15 protein-coding genes are annotated in these 20069 nt (G+C 34.8%); 7 read left to right on the plus strand and 8 right to left on the minus strand.

Going from position 1 to position 20069, the window contains the following annotated elements:
* Positions 1 to 7: 7 nt before the first annotated feature.
* The 3 genes from CLV73_RS18705 (at position 8) to CLV73_RS18715 (ending at position 2747) form a co-directional block, all read left to right on the plus strand.
* Positions 8 to 952 carry a hypothetical protein gene (locus CLV73_RS18705; protein ID WP_100378393.1) on the plus strand — a complete coding sequence of 315 codons (945 nt, stop codon included), beginning with the start codon at positions 8 to 10 and terminating at the stop codon, positions 950 to 952.
* Positions 953 to 1002: 50 nt separating this feature from the next.
* Positions 1003 to 1614 carry a TerD family protein gene (locus CLV73_RS18710; RefSeq protein WP_100378394.1) on the plus strand — a complete coding sequence of 204 codons (612 nt, stop codon included), beginning with the start codon at positions 1003 to 1005 and terminating at the stop codon, positions 1612 to 1614.
* Between the two features lie 86 nt (positions 1615 to 1700).
* Positions 1701 to 2747 carry a TerC/Alx family metal homeostasis membrane protein gene (locus CLV73_RS18715; protein ID WP_100378395.1) on the plus strand — a complete coding sequence of 349 codons (1047 nt, stop codon included), beginning with the start codon at positions 1701 to 1703 and terminating at the stop codon, positions 2745 to 2747.
* A gap of 67 nt (positions 2748 to 2814) precedes the next feature.
* Here CLV73_RS18715 and CLV73_RS18720 read toward each other — a convergent pair whose 3' ends face one another.
* Entirely contained in the window at positions 2815 to 3816 is a 1002-nt protein-coding gene (locus CLV73_RS18720; RefSeq protein WP_100378396.1) for a catalase family protein, read from the minus strand.
* 234 nt (positions 3817 to 4050) lie between these two features.
* On the opposite strand from CLV73_RS18720, the gene CLV73_RS18725 reads away from it, so the two are divergent.
* The 4 genes from CLV73_RS18725 to CLV73_RS18740 all read left to right on the plus strand — a co-directional run bounded on the left by CLV73_RS18725 (position 4051) and on the right by CLV73_RS18740 (position 6727).
* A complete protein-coding gene (locus CLV73_RS18725; RefSeq protein WP_100378397.1) occupies positions 4051 to 4485 on the plus strand; it encodes an FKBP-type peptidyl-prolyl cis-trans isomerase in 435 nt (144 codons plus the stop codon).
* A 119-nt stretch (positions 4486 to 4604) separates the two neighbouring features.
* On the plus strand, positions 4605 to 5555 hold the full coding sequence (locus CLV73_RS18730) for a hypothetical protein (protein ID WP_100378398.1): 951 nt from the start codon (positions 4605 to 4607) through the stop codon (positions 5553 to 5555).
* Positions 5556 to 5612: 57 nt separating this feature from the next.
* Positions 5613 to 6023 (plus strand): Rrf2 family transcriptional regulator, encoded by a 411-nt coding sequence (locus CLV73_RS18735; RefSeq protein ID WP_100378399.1) that lies wholly within the window; start codon positions 5613 to 5615, stop codon positions 6021 to 6023.
* 53 nt (positions 6024 to 6076) lie between these two features.
* Positions 6077 to 6727, plus strand: a complete 651-nt coding sequence (locus CLV73_RS18740; RefSeq protein WP_100378400.1) for an NAD(P)-dependent oxidoreductase — start codon at positions 6077 to 6079, stop codon at positions 6725 to 6727.
* Positions 6728 to 6948: 221 nt separating this feature from the next.
* On the opposite strand, the gene CLV73_RS18745 is transcribed toward CLV73_RS18740, so the two are convergent.
* The 7 genes from CLV73_RS18745 to CLV73_RS18775 all read right to left on the minus strand — a co-directional run.
* Positions 6949 to 7362 (minus strand): hypothetical protein, encoded by a 414-nt coding sequence (locus tag CLV73_RS18745; protein ID WP_100378401.1) that lies wholly within the window; start codon positions 7360 to 7362, stop codon positions 6949 to 6951.
* The gene (locus CLV73_RS19235; RefSeq protein ID WP_317044639.1) at positions 7359 to 8507 is read right to left on the minus strand and encodes an RHS repeat-associated core domain-containing protein; all 1149 of its coding nucleotides are present in this window, start codon (positions 8505 to 8507) and stop codon (positions 7359 to 7361) included. Before CLV73_RS19235 ends, CLV73_RS18745 begins: the two co-directional genes overlap by 4 nt.
* Positions 8508 to 9105: 598 nt before the next feature.
* On the minus strand, positions 9106 to 9690 hold the full coding sequence (locus CLV73_RS18755) for a hypothetical protein (protein ID WP_100378402.1): 585 nt from the start codon (positions 9688 to 9690) through the stop codon (positions 9106 to 9108).
* Complete coding sequence (locus CLV73_RS18760; RefSeq protein WP_228424445.1) at positions 9665 to 13150, minus strand: DUF6443 domain-containing protein; 3486 nt, start codon at positions 13148 to 13150, stop codon at positions 9665 to 9667. Before CLV73_RS18760 ends, CLV73_RS18755 begins: the two co-directional genes overlap by 26 nt.
* Before the next feature lie 7 nt (positions 13151 to 13157).
* On the minus strand, positions 13158 to 16370 hold the full coding sequence (locus CLV73_RS18765; protein WP_157798825.1) for a hypothetical protein: 3213 nt from the start codon (positions 16368 to 16370) through the stop codon (positions 13158 to 13160).
* Between the two features lie 10 nt (positions 16371 to 16380).
* Complete coding sequence (locus CLV73_RS18770) at positions 16381 to 19638, minus strand: hypothetical protein (protein WP_157798826.1); 3258 nt, start codon at positions 19636 to 19638, stop codon at positions 16381 to 16383.
* Positions 19638 to 20069: T9SS type A sorting domain-containing protein (locus tag CLV73_RS18775; protein ID WP_157798827.1), on the minus strand; the 432-nt coding region annotated here is incomplete at its 5' end. The genes CLV73_RS18770 and CLV73_RS18775, both read right to left, overlap by 1 nt.

The raw sequence follows: 20069 nt of genomic DNA on the forward strand, positions 1-20069 counted from the left end.
AATAAAAGTGGATGATGAAGCTGTAAGCATAATGTCTCAGAGTAAAAGAAGATTAACGAAACTTAAACTTCTTTCCAATTTTTTTGAAAATGTTGATATAATTTCGATCTACATCAAGACCGATATTATACACAAGCTTTTTGAAGAAAATAAGACATTAGATTATAATAAGTTAGAGCTTTTTCACCTCCAATATACAGACAGCTTAATAGAATTGCTGACCAAAATCAAAAAGAAAAAGGAAAACGATTTGCTGGCTGTTATTAATGAGATTAATATTAATAATCAATATATTGAGGCTTTTGAGGAAAAGAAAATTGATAGTTTTGAAACCGACAGGAAGATTTACAGTGGAATATTTTCTCAGCATTTGAGAAATCTGTATAAAGATCTTACAGAAGGAAAATTTACCCTGAACTGGAATGATGTTCTCTACTTTCAGAAAAGATTTGCAACTGAATTTTATAGAACGGAAGCGGATGAAAGCAAATTAAAAGCACATTCGTTCCCTTCTTATCAATATCAGGAGTATTCAATAGAAAGAAAATTATTGGGGAAACTCAATATACAAAATTTTAAAGTTCGTTTTGTGTGTGGCTATCGCATCGAAAGAAATGAATATGAACTGTTTAGGATTTTTCAGTCTGATGAACACTTTATATTTAATGTTGAAGAAAAAAAGATGTATTTAATTGATGATGAATTATCGTATTTAGATACTTCTGAAAATACATCGAATCAGGCATCAATAGTCAATCAGCTGAAAAAAAAGAATGAAGAGCTGGAAGAAACGATCGATGAAAGAAAGCGAAAACTACCGGATGATGTAGAGTCTGTTTTAAAAGATTATCTTAGGAATCTCGAAAGTATTGATATAATGAGTAAGATATTTGACGTAAATGAAGAAACAAACATTCTTCGTGCCATGTTGAATCTGAATCTTAATAATTAAAAAAATAAAGGGCAATTTGCCTGACAAATTAAACTATAAACTAAATATAAATGGCTATTAACTTACAAAAAGGTCAAAGAATAAACCTGACCAAGGAAAACGGAACAACGCTTACTCAGGCTTGTGTTGGGATAAACTGGGGAGCAATTGAGAAAAAAGGCTTTTTCGGCGGAGTTACAAAAGAAGCGGTAGATTTAGACGGAAGCTGTATTTTATATGATTCAAACAAAAATGCAACTGAAGTAATTTATTTTGGGAATCTGAAATCTAAAAACGGATCTGTAAAACATAGTGGAGATGATTTAACAGGAGATGTAAATGGAGACGACGGTCTTGATAATGAAGTGATAACAGTAGATTTCAGTAATTTAGAATCTAATGTTGAACATGTTGCATTGGTGCTGAACAGCTATAAAGGCCAGGATTTCGGAACAATTCCCTTTGCTTCAATCAGAATTTATGAAGGAACTCCAACCAACGTAAGAGAAGTTTTTGCTAAATACGATATTGCAAACGATGCCTCTTTCAAAGGTCATGTTGCCATGGTAATGGGTGTTTTTTATAAAAGAAACGGAGAATGGAAATTCAACGCGATCGGAGACCCTACTGCAGACAGAAAATTGCAGCAGACAATTGAAACTGTGAAGCAAAAGTATTTGTAAAACTTATTACAAATCAAACAATAGTAAACTAGCAATAATTGTACATCGTGCAACTATTGCTTTTATCATATTATAAGTACATTAAAGTGGATAAACATCAAGGTATTTTAGATCTTCATCCGGGGTTGGTTTGGGGATTTGCGATAACGGTAGTTATCATGTTGCTCCTTGACTTGGGAGTATTTAATAAAAAAAGTCATGAAGTCTCTTCCAAAGAAGCTACCATCTGGTCTATTGTCTGGATTTCTTTATCGATGGTTTTCTCTGGAGTGGTATATTGGGCATTCAATACAGATGCATCCCCCGAAAGTCATGCGCTGGCTGTAGAAAAATTCACACAGTATCAGGCGGCGTATTGGATCGAGAAAGCTCTTTCGGTAGATAATCTGTTTGTATTTATCCTTGTTTTTGGTTTCTTTAAAGTACCAAAACACCTCCATCATAAAGTCCTTTTTTGGGGGATTATTGGAGCTTTGATTTTCAGAGCGATTTTTATTTTTGCTGGAGTAGGTCTTATCAATCTTACTTACCTTCCGGAAATGAATATTTTCGGGCATCCTGTGAAGATTAATATTGTGATGACCTTGTTCGGATTGTTTTTGGTGTATGCCGGAATTAAATCCTGGGGTGAAGGAGATGATGACGATAATGAAGATTTCAGTGATACACCAGGAGCGAAATTGGTGAAGAAATTCTGGAAGGTTTCTGACAATTATGATGGAGATAAATTCTTTACCATCCAGAATGGAATAAAAATGGCAACACCTTTATTGGTTGTAGTTGCGGTTATCGAATTTACTGATGTTCTTTTTGCTGTAGATTCTATCCCTGCAATTTTTGCTATTTCAAATGATCCGTTTATTCTTTATACATCAAATATTTTTGCAATTTTAGGACTGAGATCTTTGTATTTCCTATTGGCAAATTTTATTCATATGTTTAGCAAATTACCTTACGGATTGGCAATTATCTTATCTTTCATCGGTGTAAAAATGTTAATTGCACCTTGGATTCACATTCCGTCACCTGTATCATTAGGTATTGTAGGCGGGGTATTAGTGATATCGGTTCTTTTATCAGTTATATTCCCGGAAAAAGTAACGGGAGATGATGAAAAAGAAATGGAAGAATAAAAAAATAAGCTGTCTCAATTGAGACGGCTTTTTTTACGAAAAATTTAAGCTCAGGTTTCTGCTAAAATCACTTATACTTTAAAAGCTTATTGATTTTTTTTCTTGTCTGCTGAGAAACTTTATAGGCTTCATCCCTCAATTTCTGAATTTTCCCGACCGGCTGAAAGATCTCTGCACTTTCAAAAGGATTAAAAGACAATAATTCATTGTCGCAGCTATCTGAACTTTGAAATGCATTTCTTTCAAATCTTATTTTTCCCAATTTTATGAAAGGAGAGTTTTTCCATTCAATATTTAATTGATTGATCGGTTGGTATTTTAGATCATAACAGAGCTGAATAAAAACTTCTGCCTCATAATCATTACTTTCAAAATAGTTTTTGATAGACTTCTTTACCTCCCTTCTCGTCCCGCATTTTTTCTGGATGCTTTGGGGGCTTATTTTTATTTTCATCATTTTATCATCAAGTCTGTATGCGCCCACCGAATAATAATCAAAGGATAGGATAAAATCATTTCTTTTCAGGAAAAGGCCAATACTATGTTTTATAAAAGAGAATGTCAGCAAAGAAGGGACTACTTTCCATAGATTCCTTATAAATGATGTCCAGTTACCCCATTTTTTGGCATAAAATTTATTGATGGCTGTAAACATTTTTAAAAATGCAGAAACAGAATTGGTGGGAAACAAAGGAAAATTTACCAGGGGATAATTGGAGATTGTACGTCCGGCATCATCTTTTATCTTGATCGAAAAACCATACGCCGGAATATCTTTTTTGTTCTTTTTTATTTTTAGATTGGCGTTGGAAAGTCTGGCGACAATATCATATTTTTCCTTATCAAAAAGATATTTTAAGTCTTGCGGAAGATGGGGATCAATAATAAAATATCCTGACAAAACAGCGTAAGTTTTTGCATGAGCATTTCTGGTAGCGTAGTTGACATCACTTATAGAAGGAGATTGTTCTACAAAATCAGCGATACTTTTCTTCGTTTCTTCCAGAAGTTGTTTTTCTTCATACGAGAGTTTGTCGAAGTTCTTGTTATATTTTAGTGGATCTGGCATTCAGTTTTTAAATCCAATTATAACGCCAAGTTTCCAAAATGTTGTTAACGCAGTATTAATGATATTTGAATTTTTTGAAGAAGGGAAAATAATTTTAAAGAAATTCAGTTATAATAGATTGAAAATAAATTGATTAATCGATGCGTTTTTGAATAGTATATTCCAAAATAACTTATTCTTTTTCAACTTCTTTCTTCCCGTCTTAAAATCTTATCTTTGTAAAAATATTTAATTATGGGAGTAGCAGATTTGTTATTTAAGCGTAAAAAAGAACTGGCAGAGAAAAACCTGAAAGACGGTAAAGAATATATGGAAGAATATGGGAAGAGAGAAAGTGTTGTTACTTTGCCAAGTGGATTACAGTATGAAATCATTACAGAAGGCGAAGGTGCAAAACCTGGTCCCAGATCTAACGTAAAATGCCACTATCACGGAACGACAATTACCGGGAAAGTTTTTGACAGCTCTGTAAAAAGAGGGACACCAGCTTCTTTTCCGCTAAACAGAGTAATTTCAGGATGGACAGAAGCGCTTCAGCTTATGTCTGTAGGTAGTAAATGGAGACTTATCATTCCTCCGCATTTGGCATATGGAGACCAGGAGATTAGCAAAGAAATAGGTCCGAACAGCACACTTGTTTTTGAAGTGGAACTGCTAGGAATTAAATAGTCTGTCCTTAAAAATAGCTTAAAAATTCACCTGAACCCGGGCGAATTTTTTTATTTATAGTATATTAGTGTTAGTTTGTTTCCACTTTTTTAGCTTACCAAGAACATAAATACAACGATATGAGAAAACTGTTTTACGTTTTGATAATTTTTAGTTTTTTAACGTCTTGTGTTTCCAAGAAAAATCAGGCAATCAAACAAAATATTCTTACCCTGAGAGATAGCTATTGCAAGGCTCCTTTTAAATATAATTATACCAATAAACTACCGTCATACAATTCGGACTCTATTCTCCTTGCAAATAAGGAATTAAAAGGAATATTTTCTGATCAGAGTATTTTAATCTTGAATGCATTAAATAATCTTGATGAGGTTCATAAAATTATTGATCTTAAAAAAGATTCATCGTTGAGCGCTCAGGTAAAAGTATTGCAGTTAAAAAGCGTGATTAATAGTAAAATAACCATTGCATTAACGGAATTGGATGCGGTTGCTGCAGAATTTGACTGTGAAGGTGAAAGAGTAGCGCAAATTGGAAATTATGTGGATAATCTGAATGATTCCCGAAATAACAAGATGATTTTATATTCTATTGTTACTGGTGCAGCGGCATCTATTGCAGGCGGAATTGTCAAAAGTGATGCATGGAGCAGCGCAATAGATATTAGCGGAGGTGCTCTAGGTGCCGGTTTGGGGTTGGCTACTCTTAATCCTAAAGGGAGAAAAGTAGAATTTATTCATCAGAGAAACCTTTTGCGGGATATATGGAATGGGAAACTGGAATCTCCTAATTTTCCCCCGTTCATTTGGTATATGTACACCGAAAAAAAGTTCTCAAATAAAGAACAGCATTCTATTATCAGCAGCATGAAAGAGAGATGGCTTCATTATCAGTTTGACGATGATAAAAACGCAGCAGATCATTCGGTGATTTTTAGTGACGGAGGATATTACAGAGCCAATGATCTTCATAACAGAGCAGCAATGCTTAACCAGATGCAATCGGCTACAAGAACCATTAATCAGAATATTAATTACCTGCTTTTAGACCTGGATAAACTAATTTTATAATTTAATTGTAATAAAATTTGTTACAATTAAAAATTTGCTTATCTTTGCATAAGTAAAATGAACAATACAAGATTTGCCACGGCAATACATATTATGACTTTATTAGCGAAATCACCTCAGGATTGGTTAAGTTCTGAGTGGATTGCAGGTAGTATCAATATAAATCCTGTTATCATACGTAAAGAAATCAGTGTATTGAGAGAAGCAGGGCTTATTATAAGCAAACAAGGAAAGGAGGGAGGAAGCCAACTTTCTAAAAATGCGGAATTGATCAGTATTTCTGAAATTTATTCAGTAGTGAAAAATACTGATGTGCTGGGAAAGAAAAATCAAAATCCTAATCCTGCCTGTAGTGTTGGAAAAGAAATCAATCAACATTTACATAATTTATTTATAGAAACAGATCAGCTGGTTTTGAATTTTTTAGGAAATAAATCGCTTCAGGAATTTAGTGATCAGTTCGAATAAAATTTTTTAACTATAAATGTAACAAAAATTATTACAATTTAATTTTAAATCATATGAAAAAAGTAGCAGTAATCGGTGCAACCGGGTTTGTGGGAACACAAATCGTTAACGAATTAGCAAACAGAGGATACAAAGTAGAAGCTATTGTAAGAGATGCTTCTAAAGTTCAGCAAAACGAAAATGTATCAGCAAAAAGTGTTGATGTGAAGAATGTAGACGAACTGGCGGAAGCTTTAAAAGGTAATGACGCCGTAATCAGTGCTTTTAACGCAGGATGGACGAATCCTAATCTTTACGATGATTTCTTAAACGGTTCCATAAATATTGAAAATGCAGTTGAAAAGTCCGGAGTAAAAAGATTTATTACAGTAGGAGGAGCAGGAAGTTTATTTATTGATGGAAATCAATTGGTAGACGGACCGGATTTCCCAGCCGAAATTAAGCCAGGAGCAACCGCAGCAAGAGATTATTTAAATAAAATTAAAGAAAATAAAACGTTAGACTGGACGTTCTTCAGTCCTGCTATTGAAATGCATCAGGGAACTGCAGGAGTAAGAACAGGAAAATACAGAACAGGTTTAGAAAATCCGGTTTTTGATGAAAACGGAAGAAGTGTATTGTCTGTAGAGGATGTTGCAGTAGCTTTGGTGGATGAATTGGAACAAAATAATCATATTCGTGAGCGTTTTACGGCGGGGTATTAATTAATAATTCCTAAACTATCGTTTCGATCATTTCTGAATGAAGCAAAGTGAAATTAAGAGTTGGATAAAATATTACAATACAAAATGATGATATAATTCTGTCCAACGTTGGGAATACTTACAATTTTGTATATTTATAACACAAAAAACCTCGCAAGTGCGAGGTTTTTCTATATTTATCCGCTCAAAGTCGGGAGACTTTGCGCAGCAGGGGGCTATTTTTATTTACTCTTAGCCCATTCCGGAAGCTCCTTCCAGCCTTCTGACGGAGCAACCTTAATGCTATCCGGTACAGGAATGTTAGGATAAATGGTAGAGAAAGAATGATCTTCCAATGAAAACTGTACCAAATATCTTGCAGGGATTTTAACTTCCGGATCTAATGCGTAAATATTGGTAGCTTCATAATTTTCACCTTTTACATTATAATTATACTCTATTCTTTTATAAGATATTATCGGCCAATACATTTTTGTAGCATAAGCAATAGTGTAGTTTCCTTTTTTTATCGGAGACTGCTTAATATATATATACCATAATAATGGAGAAATCAAAATAAAAAGAAATACAATATTCCATTTGGATTCTTTTACACAAAGATAATAGTGGATCCTTCCTAAAAGCTTCTTCATCATGGCACTTTATTTTGAAGGGTTGCTCTGGTATAATCAGGGGTATTCATCAATACATTAGCAACCGCTGTTCCTGCAGTCTGTCCAAAGCTTGAAGTGGTACGCATATAAGAACCAATCACGGTACTTTTAAATGACGATGAACTCGTAATCTTATTTACTGCGGCTCCTCCTACAATACTCAGCCCTGCCTGGGTTACATAGGTCTGAGCAGATACACCACCTGTGAAGACTGATTTACTATCAGCAGCATTTAGATTAACAGCTGTTGAAACAACAGCATTCCCAATATAGCTCATTCCTGCACCTGCTAACAGAGACTGAGTTACATTCACATTACTTAAAGCTTTGCCTAAGTTTCCTCCGTTGGTAGAGAAGTTAGCTGCTGTCTGCACAGAGGCATCTGTTAAAAATCTTCCTCCAACAGCCGTGGCTGTCATTTCACCAGAGAACGCAAACCCACCAACTCCTCCGGTAGCAAGAGCAACAGGAACGCCTATAAATAAAGCTTTTTCAACACCTTCCAATTGCTTGCAAGCATTACAATTGTTAATTGCTGCACCTAATCTTTCACGATTAACATCAGTAAAATCTTCAGACCAATTTCCTTCAGTTTTTAATGTTACTTCAGATCCAGATATAGATTTATAAGTATTATTAGTAACACCATCAGAATAACTATCGTAACCAGCAGCGGCGGCTTGCGAGGCACTTTTTATCTTGTCCTCCCAATGCCATTGTGTACTTCCATTAGCATCAGTTTTTCCAACCCAGTCCGTTCCTTGCCTTCCATCAGGATCAATAAACCGAATCGGATTATTAAACGCATAATTATATGGAGAGTGTCTTCTCATTTTCTCCGCCAGCGGATCTACTACACCCCATCTTCCAATATCCGGCATATAGAATCTTGCGCCATAATCATACATCCCCGTCTCCTGCAATTCCTTACCATTGTACTTGTACTGATAAGCATTTTGTGTTGTTGCCGTATAATTATGTAACATTCCAAATGGGTAATAATTGTTAACTTCCACAATCTCTCCCGGTTTCCAAACCGTGGTACAACCAAATTTTCCGATACACTGGGTCACTGAATACTGTCGCGGCTGTATAACTCCATCTTTATTATTATCAGTATAACTCAATCTTATATTGCCTAAATGATCCGTAAAATTATAGACATACTGATTGAGCAAGGCATCATAATAACCTTCCGCAGTAGGAATAATTCTTAGTTTCAGTTCCGGGACTTCATTAGGATCGGAATAAATGTCCCTTCGCCGTTCCAGGATTCTATTAAAAACGTGGATTTGTACTGGAACCCATCCAGATAATCGGTTTCTATATCTCCAAAGAGCTTTTTTACTTTGCTTCCATCAGCTCTGTAGGTATACTGGGTTACCTTAGAGTCCTGGGTAATCTGCCTGGGTAAATTAAATAATTATACTGAATGGAAGAAATACCTTTATCCAAATGATCGGTATATTATTATTTCCCAAATCATCCATCACTAACTCTGATACACCAGGATGATCTTCAATCATTTACCTATGCTTTTTTCTTCAAAAATAAACGAGAGCAGGTATTACCTACCCTTGTTTTAAGATTATCATTTTTAATAGTTACTGAAAATCAATGATTTAATTTTCAAAAAAGGCTCATCACTAACTCTGAAACACTACCAACTCTTGTCCTTGGTACTTATATTGGTACGGATTCTTAGTTGTACACTAAAATTATATACTATTTAACAAATGACAGATTGTATTGGCTAAAAAAATCTAATATTTTCCTATATGGTTCTAGTTTCGCTAAATCAGCGTCACTTAAATTATCAGACAAAGAATCATAATAATAACTAAATATTTTTTTATCTTTTTTTATTAAACTAAAATAATTATAACATCCAAAACACATTCCACAATTTTTATACATTCCAACATTTTCAAAATTCTTAAATAATATTTCAAAATCTGAATTGTTTATGTTCATTTCTTTTTGAGTAATTATTTTATTATTAGAAACTTCAATATAGAACCATTTATTGTCTTTATTATAGATTCTTTTAAAGATGATGTCAATTTCTCCCGATTTTGATTTATATAAAATAATATCATATTTATTATTTCTATCATAAAATTCTTTTAATTGATTCTTTAATATTTCATTATTTCCTACATCTAATATCATTTCTTTATTAGAAGTTGCCAATACACATTTTTTATCACTCGAAATAGCTACTTGGCTTTTACAACTTGTATAAAATAATAAAATAATAAAATAAGCAATGCTAATGATGGCATTATTTTTTCTTCTTATAATAATCATATCCTGGTTTTATTACATTTAAATTTACTGTTCCTTGTTTTATTTTTCCTGTAAAAGGGTCTAAAGTAACATTTGGTGCGTTTTCAAATGTTTGTCTTAAGAGAATTTTAGTTCCTGTTGGGTCAATTTGAGCTCTAATTACATTCTCAATATGTGAAACTTCTTTCTCTTCCGTTTGTCTTACGTTAGCAGCATGTTGTAATGACTTGAAAAAATAATTGGGATCAGAAATATTCCCTTCATAGTCTCCTTCTACTTTTCCTTGATCAAATCTAAAAGCATGTCCTTCTTCATGACCTATCCCAACTATATTAGTTCCTAAATCAACACCTTGAGAAGTTGTTTTATTTAAATCTATATAAATATCTGTTCCTCCTCCAGTTTCAGTATTATATCCATTCTTAGGTTCAGTTATATTTGAAATAAGATTTCCTTCTGAATCCTTTTGGTTAAGGTGTATAGTATGAACATTCTTAGATTTAACTAATGTATTCCAATTATTTCTTGCTTCTTCAGAACTTCTATTTAATTCTCTTTGAGATCTTTTGAACTCCCGTCTCAATTCTCTGTTTTCTTTTTTAGATTTATTTGGATCATCAGCGTATTCAATCTTCATCCCATCAGGATCAATAAATCTGATTGGATTGTTCACAGCATAATTATAAGTAGAATGTCTTCTATATTGTTCCGTGAGTGGATCAACAACACCCCATCTTCCTAAATCAGGCATATAAAATCTCGCTCCATAATCATACATCCCAGTCTCTTGCAACTCCTTTCCGTTGTACTTATACTGATAGGCATTTTGAGTCGTTGTAGTGTAGTTGTGCAACAATCCAAATGGGTAATAATTATTAATCTCTACAATTTCTCCAGGTTTCCAATAATCAATACAGTTGGGCATATTCAGTGGATCAAACGGCCCATCGCATTGTTGTACCATATAGCTTCTTGGCTGTATTATCCCGTCTTTGCTTGTATCTGTGTAACTTAATCTCACGTTTCCTAAATGATCAGTGTAATTGTAAATATACGAATTCGTCGTAAAATCATAATAACCTTCAGAAGTCGGAACAAACTGTAATCCCATAGGAGTTACCGGAGGAAACGAACCGGTATAAAAACTATACTGAAAACCATCTAAATATACTGTTGTTCTTATTTCTCCATTGAATGAAACAGTCTTTGATACTTTTGTTCCATCTGCTCTGTAGATATTGGCATAAGTCTTTACGAGCTTGGTCCCTGTGCTAGTCATCTTATTCGGTAGATTCAACAGATTGTATTGTATTAATCCTAGCTGTTTGTCTCTATGACTGATCATATTTCCATTATCATCGTAGGTAATGGTATTGTGAGCTGACAAATAAGGATAGCCATTGCTGGCTCCGATCTGTTCTTCAGTAACTTTGGTAAGCCTGTTTCCAGTATAATCATATTTCAGATTGTCAATCAACAATGCTGTGGGAGAGTTCGCCGTTAATTCTGCTGATCTCTTGAGTCTACTGATGTTTCCGTTCAGGTCATAGTCTATTTTTTCAAAGTATTCCTGGGCAGAAGGATTGGTGTCCTTCTGGTAAAAGCCTGCCTGCAGCCTGTTCAGTCCATCATACACATAACCGTATCTTTTTAAGGGTTCGTTCTCTTCGGTCAGGGTTTTCCAAGATACTTCTGCAATATTCCCATTGTATCTGGGTTTTACTTCGAGATTTGAAAAGTCTGCATTAGGAAATGGTAAGCCCTGAACCTGGTTGTAATTGATCTTATACCCAAAAAGGTCTGTTCCTAGGTTATCAGGGTCATTGATCTGGGTCATCCAGCCCCGGATGTTGTAAGTGTAATTAACATCCTGAAGTCCGGTTCCCAGAGACGATCCTCCCACTTTCTTAGTGGTCAGCTGGGAGAGTTCGTTGTAGTCATTCTGCGCTAAGATCTCTTCAGGGTTTGAGTCTACTTTATGTTTGTGGACTTTCAGTCTGTTTTGATTGTCGTATTCAAAGCTTTCGGTGATTACTCGCTCGGTATCGGTAGAGAGTCTTTTATGATACGTAACGCTCTGCTTCGCCAGTCCTGCAAAGTCTAGTTCTGATTCTGTTCGGGTATAGCCTCCCAAATGGTTGATGGAATAGCTTCCGATTACTCGTCCTTTCAGATCATAGTAGCTATAGTTCTTCGTCCAGTTATCATCTTCTATATTTTTTACGAGACTTACTACGGGAAGGCTTTGGGTGCTTCTTCCTTCTACATCGGGGGCATCTGCTAAAACAGGGCTCCCCAAAATATCCGTCGGAAAAGCAGGGTTGAAGCTGTAACGGGGGTAAGTATCATAATAGTTGATACTTAACAATTCAAAATTGCTGGTAGGATAAGCGGTGCTATTGGTGTAATAAACATTCATGCCACTGGCACTAAAACCTGAAACAGCTCTTGTTTCAATGTTTGATCCCATGGATTCCACCGCTGCTACCTGCTGCACTCTTCCCGGTGGACTATTTAAAATCCCTGTATAGATGGGTCTGGAATACTGGTCATATTTTGTGAATAACCATTTCCCCTGAGCATTCAAATTAGCATCCTGGGTCAGGACCAGCCTATCCGCTTTGTCATACACCATGTATTCCCAGCCTTTACCGGGAAGCCTTTTTTCTACCAACCGGTTTCTGTCATCATATTTGTACTGGTAGCAAAGGTTGTTAAGCGTAGTATCGTCCACAGCATTGGCGGCTACAGCCAAAGGAGGAATCACATAGGCTAACTGATCATAATTATTGTAGACATAATAAGTGTCGGCACTGTCGGTGGCATTGAGCATCTTTCTTACCAATACTACCTGCCCTTTCCCGTTTTTAAATTCTATGGTGCTGTTTCCGTCTTCATCGGTCACTGTATTTTTATACAGCTGATTGGCTCCGTAGCCTGTAGCAGAAAGCGTGATGGAAGAGGTAAATGCTGCATAATCGAAGGTAGCAACATATTTCTTTACTTCTCCGTCGATATTGGCATCATATCCAAATTGTACGGGTTTATTATCCCATGCGTTGCCAACCTGCTTTTGACTTAGAATTCTATCCAATGGAGAGTTTTCCAATTGTTTTTCCGCATAGATCTTTTCGGAGCCGTAAGGCGTGGCTGGAGCATTGGCTAATGGATCTGCGTAAATTCCTCCGTTCTGGGTTCCAGTTTGAGGAACGGGAAGATAATCTAAGGTCTGTCTCCCGAACTGGTCATAGACTATTTTAGTAACAACATCCTTGTTTAATGGGGATGCTTTTATATTAATTACCTGCTTTGGTCTCCCTAGCCCGTCAAAATACTGCACAGATTCTGAAGTTTTTGTTGCCGTGCTTCCGCTATAATCAAGATAGGTCTTAGTGTAGATGTAATTTTCTGTCGTGCTTAATTGTGCATGTGCAACCCCTGTAACAAATAACGCACTTATAGGAATTATGAATTTTTTCATCGTAATATTAGTTTTTGTAATTATACTGGTATTCTTTCAATAGTTTACCAGTCTGGTTCTGTTCTCTTACTTCTTTTAATCTGTTGGCTGAGTCATAGATATATACTTCCCTGATTCCCGATGCTGGAGTGATACTTCTTACACCAGTTAATGGATCATAAGTGAACGTCGTAATTTGATAGGCTGATAAACTTGGATCATTCCTGAAATTATTCAATACAGATAAAAATGCAGTTTCATCATTATTAATTGTAGCTAACGCATCCGTATCGGATGCAGAAACAATCGAAGAAATCAATGCCTGGTTAATATCTGATAGTTTTGCTCCTTCAATCTTGGCAATAGGCTGAGTTTGATTATATCCCCAGATAATCGTTGTAGAAACGCCATTCTTTGTCGTATACTGTTGTACATTACCTTTTAAATCATACTTATCATAAGTTACCTCGATTGAACCTGTTGTCGGATTTTGCAGGCTATACGAAAGAATAGAAGTAGGCAGCACTAAATTTCCTGTTTGAGAGGTAGGAACTGATGTTGGATAAATAGTCTCAGTTTTTGACAAGATACTGGTAATCCCATTAACTGTTTGTGTTTTTGCGGTTTCTAATGGGATTCCTACCATATTCCTTTCAATCATTAACTGATTACCCTTTTCATAGGAATATTGATAATTGGTCTCACTGACAATTCCTTCTGGTAGCGTTACTTTTTCTTTGCTCATCTGGAAGTGAGACGGGTTTTCATAGAAATATTCGGTCTGGGTTAACACCGGATGGGTACCATTAAGATCATATTTTGTGCTCTTTTTGGATGATAAGTAATTAAATTCACTTTGAGTCTGATAACTGTTTACAGCATAAAAAGTAGTTGATAAATTTCCGTTATTGCCCGGAACGCTCTGGTCATAAAACTCACTTTTTTTCGCTACAAAATTATCAAAGCTTTTATCATATAATGGTTTACGGGAATAAGTATATTCATCAGAAGAAAGTGTAATAAAATTATTTCCATTTTTCCTTATACTTCGATTTTTAAGTTCATGGCCTGCAAGAAAAGTATTAGAAAATGAAACTCCCCTTATCATATTACCACAAATATATGCGGGCAATCCATCCTGAGAACCATAAAACTGATGAACAATTCCCCCCTTTTCAAAGTTCTCACCAAAACCTTCAATAACAGTTGGATACATGATAGAATAACCATCCAATGAAAACATACTGTTTTTGACATTGGAAAACATTGTTAACTTTTGTAAATTCCCCTCTATAAATTGATCCACATTCCTCGCAAAATCGGGATGAATGGTCGATGGAATTCCAGTCGTCTTATCCATTGTTTCTAACTCACTGTAATAATATTTCTTTATTTCCGTATTCCCATTGTTATCATAATCAAGCGTCTTTTGGACTCTTACTCCCCCTGCCGGATCATTAATAGTAATGTTATATGGAGCCGGAAGAATATTGATAAAAGCGTTGGCTCCCAGACATGGCCTTGAGAGTTTGATCTGAATCTTATAATTAACTCCGGCCTGTAAATCTGCAGTAGTATCTGAAGGTCCGCTTGTTGTAAAGTATTTTACCGTAGCCCCTGTATCAGCATTTAAAACATATACGATAACCTGAGGGGGGTGCACGGGATCGTCGGCTCCACATTCACGCCAAGCTACAGCATATAATTTAGCGGTAGTATTTGATGCGACAGTAAAAACAGAGGAATTGGCAATTGTGCTATAACCAACAGATTCTGCAATTGAAACATCTGATATTGTAGTTTCCCCGGGAGTTATTGTCTTATCTCTACGAATGGTATTGGATTCATAAATAAATTCAGTTCTTCCTTTTGTGGGATAGTATATATTTTTCAGCATGCCATTTCCTGTGTAGGGGAAATTTGGGGTACGGTTTGAAGATATATATTTAAAAGCCTGGAAAACATAATCATTATTTCCTGTTGGATTACTATTGATCAGATTATTGTAAATAATATTGCTATTATTGGCATTATTCAAATAGCCATAAATATCCTTGGCAAAGGAATGTCTTGGAGCTAATTGATCTGGGGAATAATAATCAAAAGCGTATTTTGTAACAATTTCTGTATTATTAGGTTCAAGTTCTTTTACATTCTTCAAAAAAATATGTTTCTCATTTGAATTTGTATAAGAATTCGTCCACTCCAACTTATCTGAAGGAGGCAAATATGCATCGTAATTGAAAACATACTTTTTTAATAAATTGGTCGCATTATGGTAAATCTCCATTGAAATAAGCTGCTTAGACTCATTTGAATTGGAATCAATTTTCTGATAATTAAATTGGATTTTTTTATCATTTACTATGATCTCCTGTAAAAAGGAAGCATCATGACGCAATTCATTATAACAAGGTGGTTGGAGTACGGCATTTGAAAAAACTCCTCCTGCATTAATAGCTGCATAAGCTGTCTGATAATAGGATTGGTTGTATTGGAAAGTTTCATGCGAATAGTTAAATAAAGCTTCCTGCCCCTGATTGGTTACTATTTTCGTAAGATACCACGCCGTATCATTGATAACAGGTGGCTGAACTGCTCCACAATGGCTTCTGTTAAATGAGCTTTCTACAGAATTTCCTCCTCCGAAATAATATTCAGTCCCATCAATATCGGTTATTTTAAACTTGGGAGTAGCATTATTTGGAGCTGCTAGTTTTTCAATTTTTAAACTCGAGGGGGTTGTCTGAATAATAGTATTACCGTCAAAGAAGAATTTACCTGAGTTTCCTAAAAAGGAAAAACTAAAAGTATCCTTTTCCGTATCTACACTTCCCGAAGCAATAGTTGCTGCTTCAAAACTGTTACTATTACAAAGGTCTGAAGTGTCAACTTGATGGAAGGGATATACCAAATCATCCATATCATTGATTTGTCTTGAGATTATCCCTCCAACAATTAAATTCCAATCAATACCCAGCTGTTTGGCAACTCCATCTACCTGGACTCCACTCGAATTATAAGTTATATTAATAGGAATTTCTATTCCGGATTCTTTTAATGTATAAATACTTAGGTTAACATTGGGAGTTCCTGTGAACATACCAACAGGAACATTTCCATATCTTCCTAATTCTGTGGCTTGAGGAGATGATGGGATTATTTTGGGTAAAAAATCTTCATCTTGTGCAAAATACATCTGCATAGCTATTAGCCCAATAGCTATAAATATTTTCTTCATGTGATTAGTATTAGTGTTTATAATTGTATTGATATTCTTTTAAGATTTTGCCCGTCTGGCTTTGTTCTCTTATTTCTTTCAAACGGTTGGCAGAGTCATAGATATATACTTCCCTGATTCCGGAGGGAGGAGTAATGCTTCTTACTCCAATTAATAGGTCATAGGTAAAGGTAGTTACATGATGTCGTGGATAGCTATTTCTGAAGGTTGCCAATGCATTAAGAATTGCTGTTTCATCATTGTTTGTTCCTGCCAATGCATCAGTGTCGGATTCTGAAACGATGAGATCAATTAAAGGCTGTTGAATGTTGGATAATTCTACACCTTCTATCTTGGCTATAGGTTGAGTTTTATTATAGCCCCAAATAATCGTTACTGGAACTCCATTTTTGGTTGTGTATTGCAGTAGATTACCTTTATCATCATATTTATCGTAAGTTATTTCTGTTGAACCAACAATTAGATTTGGTAAATCATAAGTGATCACAGACGTTGGAAGTACTAGGTTTCCGGTCGTAGCAGTTGGAACTGAAGTTGGATAAATCGTTTCTGTTTTACTTACTGCGTTATTATTCTTTTTTGTCTGGCTTATCAAAGGAATACCTATCATATTTTTATCAATCATTAACTGATTACCTTTTTCATGAGCATAGCTATAACTAATTTCTTCTGTCGTTTGATCAGGAAATTCGGTTTGGGATGAAGTTAACTGATAATGGTTGGGATTTGCATAACTATTAGTAATAGTCGTTGTTAAGGATTGATTATTCGAAAGATATTCTATTGTTTTAATCTGTGTTGGATTATAAAAGCCATAATAATTTTCATAATAACCATGTGATATATTAATTAATTGATCCTGAAGATTTGGATCCGGATAGTATGTAAAATTCTCCTTAAAAACATAACTTTTTAAAGTTTTAACCTGATTGTAGTCATATTTATAAGTTTTATTTATAGTCTTATTGTAAATACCGTTTTCAAACTTATATATATTTTCCTCCAGGAGTAAGTTTGATTTGAGTTCTCCAGAGTTTGTTTTTGGAATATTATATATTTCAGGAGCTCTTCCAATAAATGGATCAGTATTTTCATAAAATGAAAATTTACGTTCTATTGCACTTTTATTTTCTATAAGCTCTGTTATATCGGTATATGTGACTTTATTTTTTCTGTGATTAAAAGCTGGCAATAAATTATCCTGGTATGCAGTATAAATATTTACTATTTCAACGACTGGAAATGTAGTTCCAAATTGACAGGATTTTGACGTTTCTCGTATATTAGCACCAATATATATAGTGTTATAATCTGCAATGGATGTTTTCGGGTCTGAAATAGCGACCAATGGATTATAATAGAATTTCCTTATATAATTATCTCCTTCAACATCTGATTCTTTTATAGAGGCAACTCTGCTTCCGCCAAAATAAATTGGCTCATTTTGTATCACTGTATGAGGGTTATAAGAAAAATTGAGATATCCTGTAACTGCTCCTGTGGTAGATTTTACAGAATATTCAACTTTATAGGTATGTCCGGAGATTGTGCCTGTATTAGCTGATATGGGAAGGTCTACCTTATTGTTGATTTGTTGGAAAGAAGTCGTTCCGGTAGTAAGATCTGTTATCTTAAGGCTATGTATGTCATGGATAGTATCCGGTTGCCCACATCCCGCAAAATCATCAAAAAACGCATACCCTTCACAAGTAATTGCTCCACCGGTAGATATAAAGGTAAACGAATCTAAAGGATGATCCGTTGCAGTACTACAGCTATTATAATTTGCAGCCAAAGAATATTGCTCGGAAACAATTACACTTTTCTGCCCAGCGCTTGAGTTAGGCTCATAAACAATTTCCGAAATACCTTTTGTCGAGTGTGTAATTTGTTTAAGATTTCCTACTGATGCCAACGCAGGCTCAACCTTTTTATTGGCTGACAACATAGACAATGGCATAATGTTGGAAAATCCTTGAAAAATTCCAAAATTGTTTTCAGCTGCCGGAGCAGGAAATGGAGAGGAATTACTTTTTTGATTTGGATATCCATAATAATCTGAGCTTAAACTGAATCTTGCTGGTAGTTTATCCAGATCATAATAACTGAAATCCGTACTGATATTTTTATTAATATTTTTAAGAGATTTTAAAAAATGTCTGTTTCTTGTTGAGTTTTCATCTGATGGAAGTCCATAATAAGTAGCTGCACCAAAACTTTGAACATCTTGATATTCAATATTATATTTTTCAACGACAAGATTTCCATTTTTTATTTCTATTGAGGTCAGAAGATTGTTCTCGGGATTACTGTTAAAGATATCTTTTCTTTCTTTTCCATATATAAAGGAAATTTGTTTATTTTCTTCTACAATGTTTAGTAAACGAGGCTTGTACGATTGTAAAATTGTTTTTGATTTACTGATGTCACTGTATATATAGTGTGTACCTGAACTATCTGTACAATTTTGCTGAACACTAAAACCTGCATTAAGAGACGCATAATAAGTAACATTTTCCACTGCATAATTATATATTATCTCTTTTTTTTGTGGTGTAATTATTTTATAAAGATACCAGCCTGTAATAGCTTGTTGGTCAGGTCCTGAGGCTTGATATGTTGTTCTTTCAATATTTGTAAGTGCCCCTCCGAAATAATATTCACTGCCGTATTTGTCTGTTAATTTAAATTCCAACATTTTCCCATAACCTGCAATAGGAGTGTTTAAATCAAAAATCTCTATTTTTACTTTATCTTTTGATTCTATAAAAACATTCAAATCCTTATCTATATAAAAGCTTCCACTCAAACCGCTAGAAACCGAAAAATTAAACCAGTCATATTCTGTATCAATTGCGTTACCTGTTAAAGCAGCGCTTTTGATTTGTTGTAGGTCAGAAGCTTCATTTATAGTTGTAGGTTTCCAGTTTGTATGGTTTTCATCAGTTTCATCTTTTACGATTCTTGAAATTACACCACCAGCTCCTAATTGCCATGACATTCCTGTACTGCTTCCTATGTCATCTACTCTTACACCACTCGTATAATTTAAGGTGACAGGTGTCTTAAGGTTTTCATAAATAGGAAGTTGATAATTGAATTCTCCACTTGAGGATTGCTCAAAATTAATTCTACTATTTGCAAATGTTTCCTGAGATGGTGCTATAACTTTAGGTATTCCATAGTTGTTATTTTGGGTAGGTAAATTCTGACTATTGTACAAATGAAATGACATCATCATCAGGATTGGTAAATATTTTCTTTTCATTATTTCTTAATCAGTTTAGCATTCGCGGTTTTATTCGTATCTGTTTTTATGGTAACCAGGTAAGCTCCCTGGATCAAAGGCTGAGTATTGATCTTCGTGACCTTGTTCTTGGTTTTTATTTGTTGGAGCTGTCTTCCTGACATATCATACATCACAATATCCGCTTCCTTGAAATCAAATCCAATCTCTACATACGCATAATCGGATACCGGATTCGGATAGATCCTGATATCCTGCTTTTCTATTAATTGGTCTACCTGCTGATCTCCCAACTTTACAATCTTCCAATTCTCTTTGCCCAATTCTTCTGCGCTGGTTCCTGCCAGGATAATAGAACCGTCTCTATTCAGTTTAATATCCGAAAGTCTTTCTTCTCTCTTTCTGGATTCGCCTTTTACATGTTTTCTCCACTGTTCGTTACCGTTTTCATC

The organism is Chryseobacterium geocarposphaerae, from assembly GCF_002797535.1.
In the GTDB taxonomy this organism is placed as follows: domain Bacteria; phylum Bacteroidota; class Bacteroidia; order Flavobacteriales; family Weeksellaceae; genus Chryseobacterium; species Chryseobacterium geocarposphaerae.

Bases quoted from the DNA above. Each gene is read 5' to 3' on its own strand.
- CLV73_RS18745 (WP_100378401.1), bottom strand. From the start codon at position 7,362: ATGATGAAGAAGCTTTTAGGAAGGATCCACTATTATCTTTGTGTAAAA.
- CLV73_RS18770 (WP_157798826.1), bottom strand. From the start codon at position 19,638: ATGAAAAGAAAATATTTACCAATCCTGATGATGATGTCATTTCATTTG.
- CLV73_RS18755 (WP_100378402.1), bottom strand. From the start codon at position 9,690: ATGATTATTATAAGAAGAAAAAATAATGCCATCATTAGCATTGCTTAT.
- CLV73_RS18710 (WP_100378394.1), top strand. From the start codon at position 1,003: ATGGCTATTAACTTACAAAAAGGTCAAAGAATAAACCTGACCAAGGAA.
- CLV73_RS18725 (WP_100378397.1), top strand. From the start codon at position 4,051: ATGGGAGTAGCAGATTTGTTATTTAAGCGTAAAAAAGAACTGGCAGAG.
- CLV73_RS18735 (WP_100378399.1), top strand. From the start codon at position 5,613: ATGAACAATACAAGATTTGCCACGGCAATACATATTATGACTTTATTA.
- CLV73_RS18730 (WP_100378398.1), top strand. From the start codon at position 4,605: ATGAGAAAACTGTTTTACGTTTTGATAATTTTTAGTTTTTTAACGTCT.
- CLV73_RS18760 (WP_228424445.1), bottom strand. From the start codon at position 13,150: ATGAAAAAATTCATAATTCCTATAAGTGCGTTATTTGTTACAGGGGTT.
- CLV73_RS18740 (WP_100378400.1), top strand. From the start codon at position 6,077: ATGAAAAAAGTAGCAGTAATCGGTGCAACCGGGTTTGTGGGAACACAA.
- CLV73_RS18720 (WP_100378396.1), bottom strand. From the start codon at position 3,816: ATGCCAGATCCACTAAAATATAACAAGAACTTCGACAAACTCTCGTAT.
- CLV73_RS18765 (WP_157798825.1), bottom strand. From the start codon at position 16,370: ATGAAGAAAATATTTATAGCTATTGGGCTAATAGCTATGCAGATGTAT.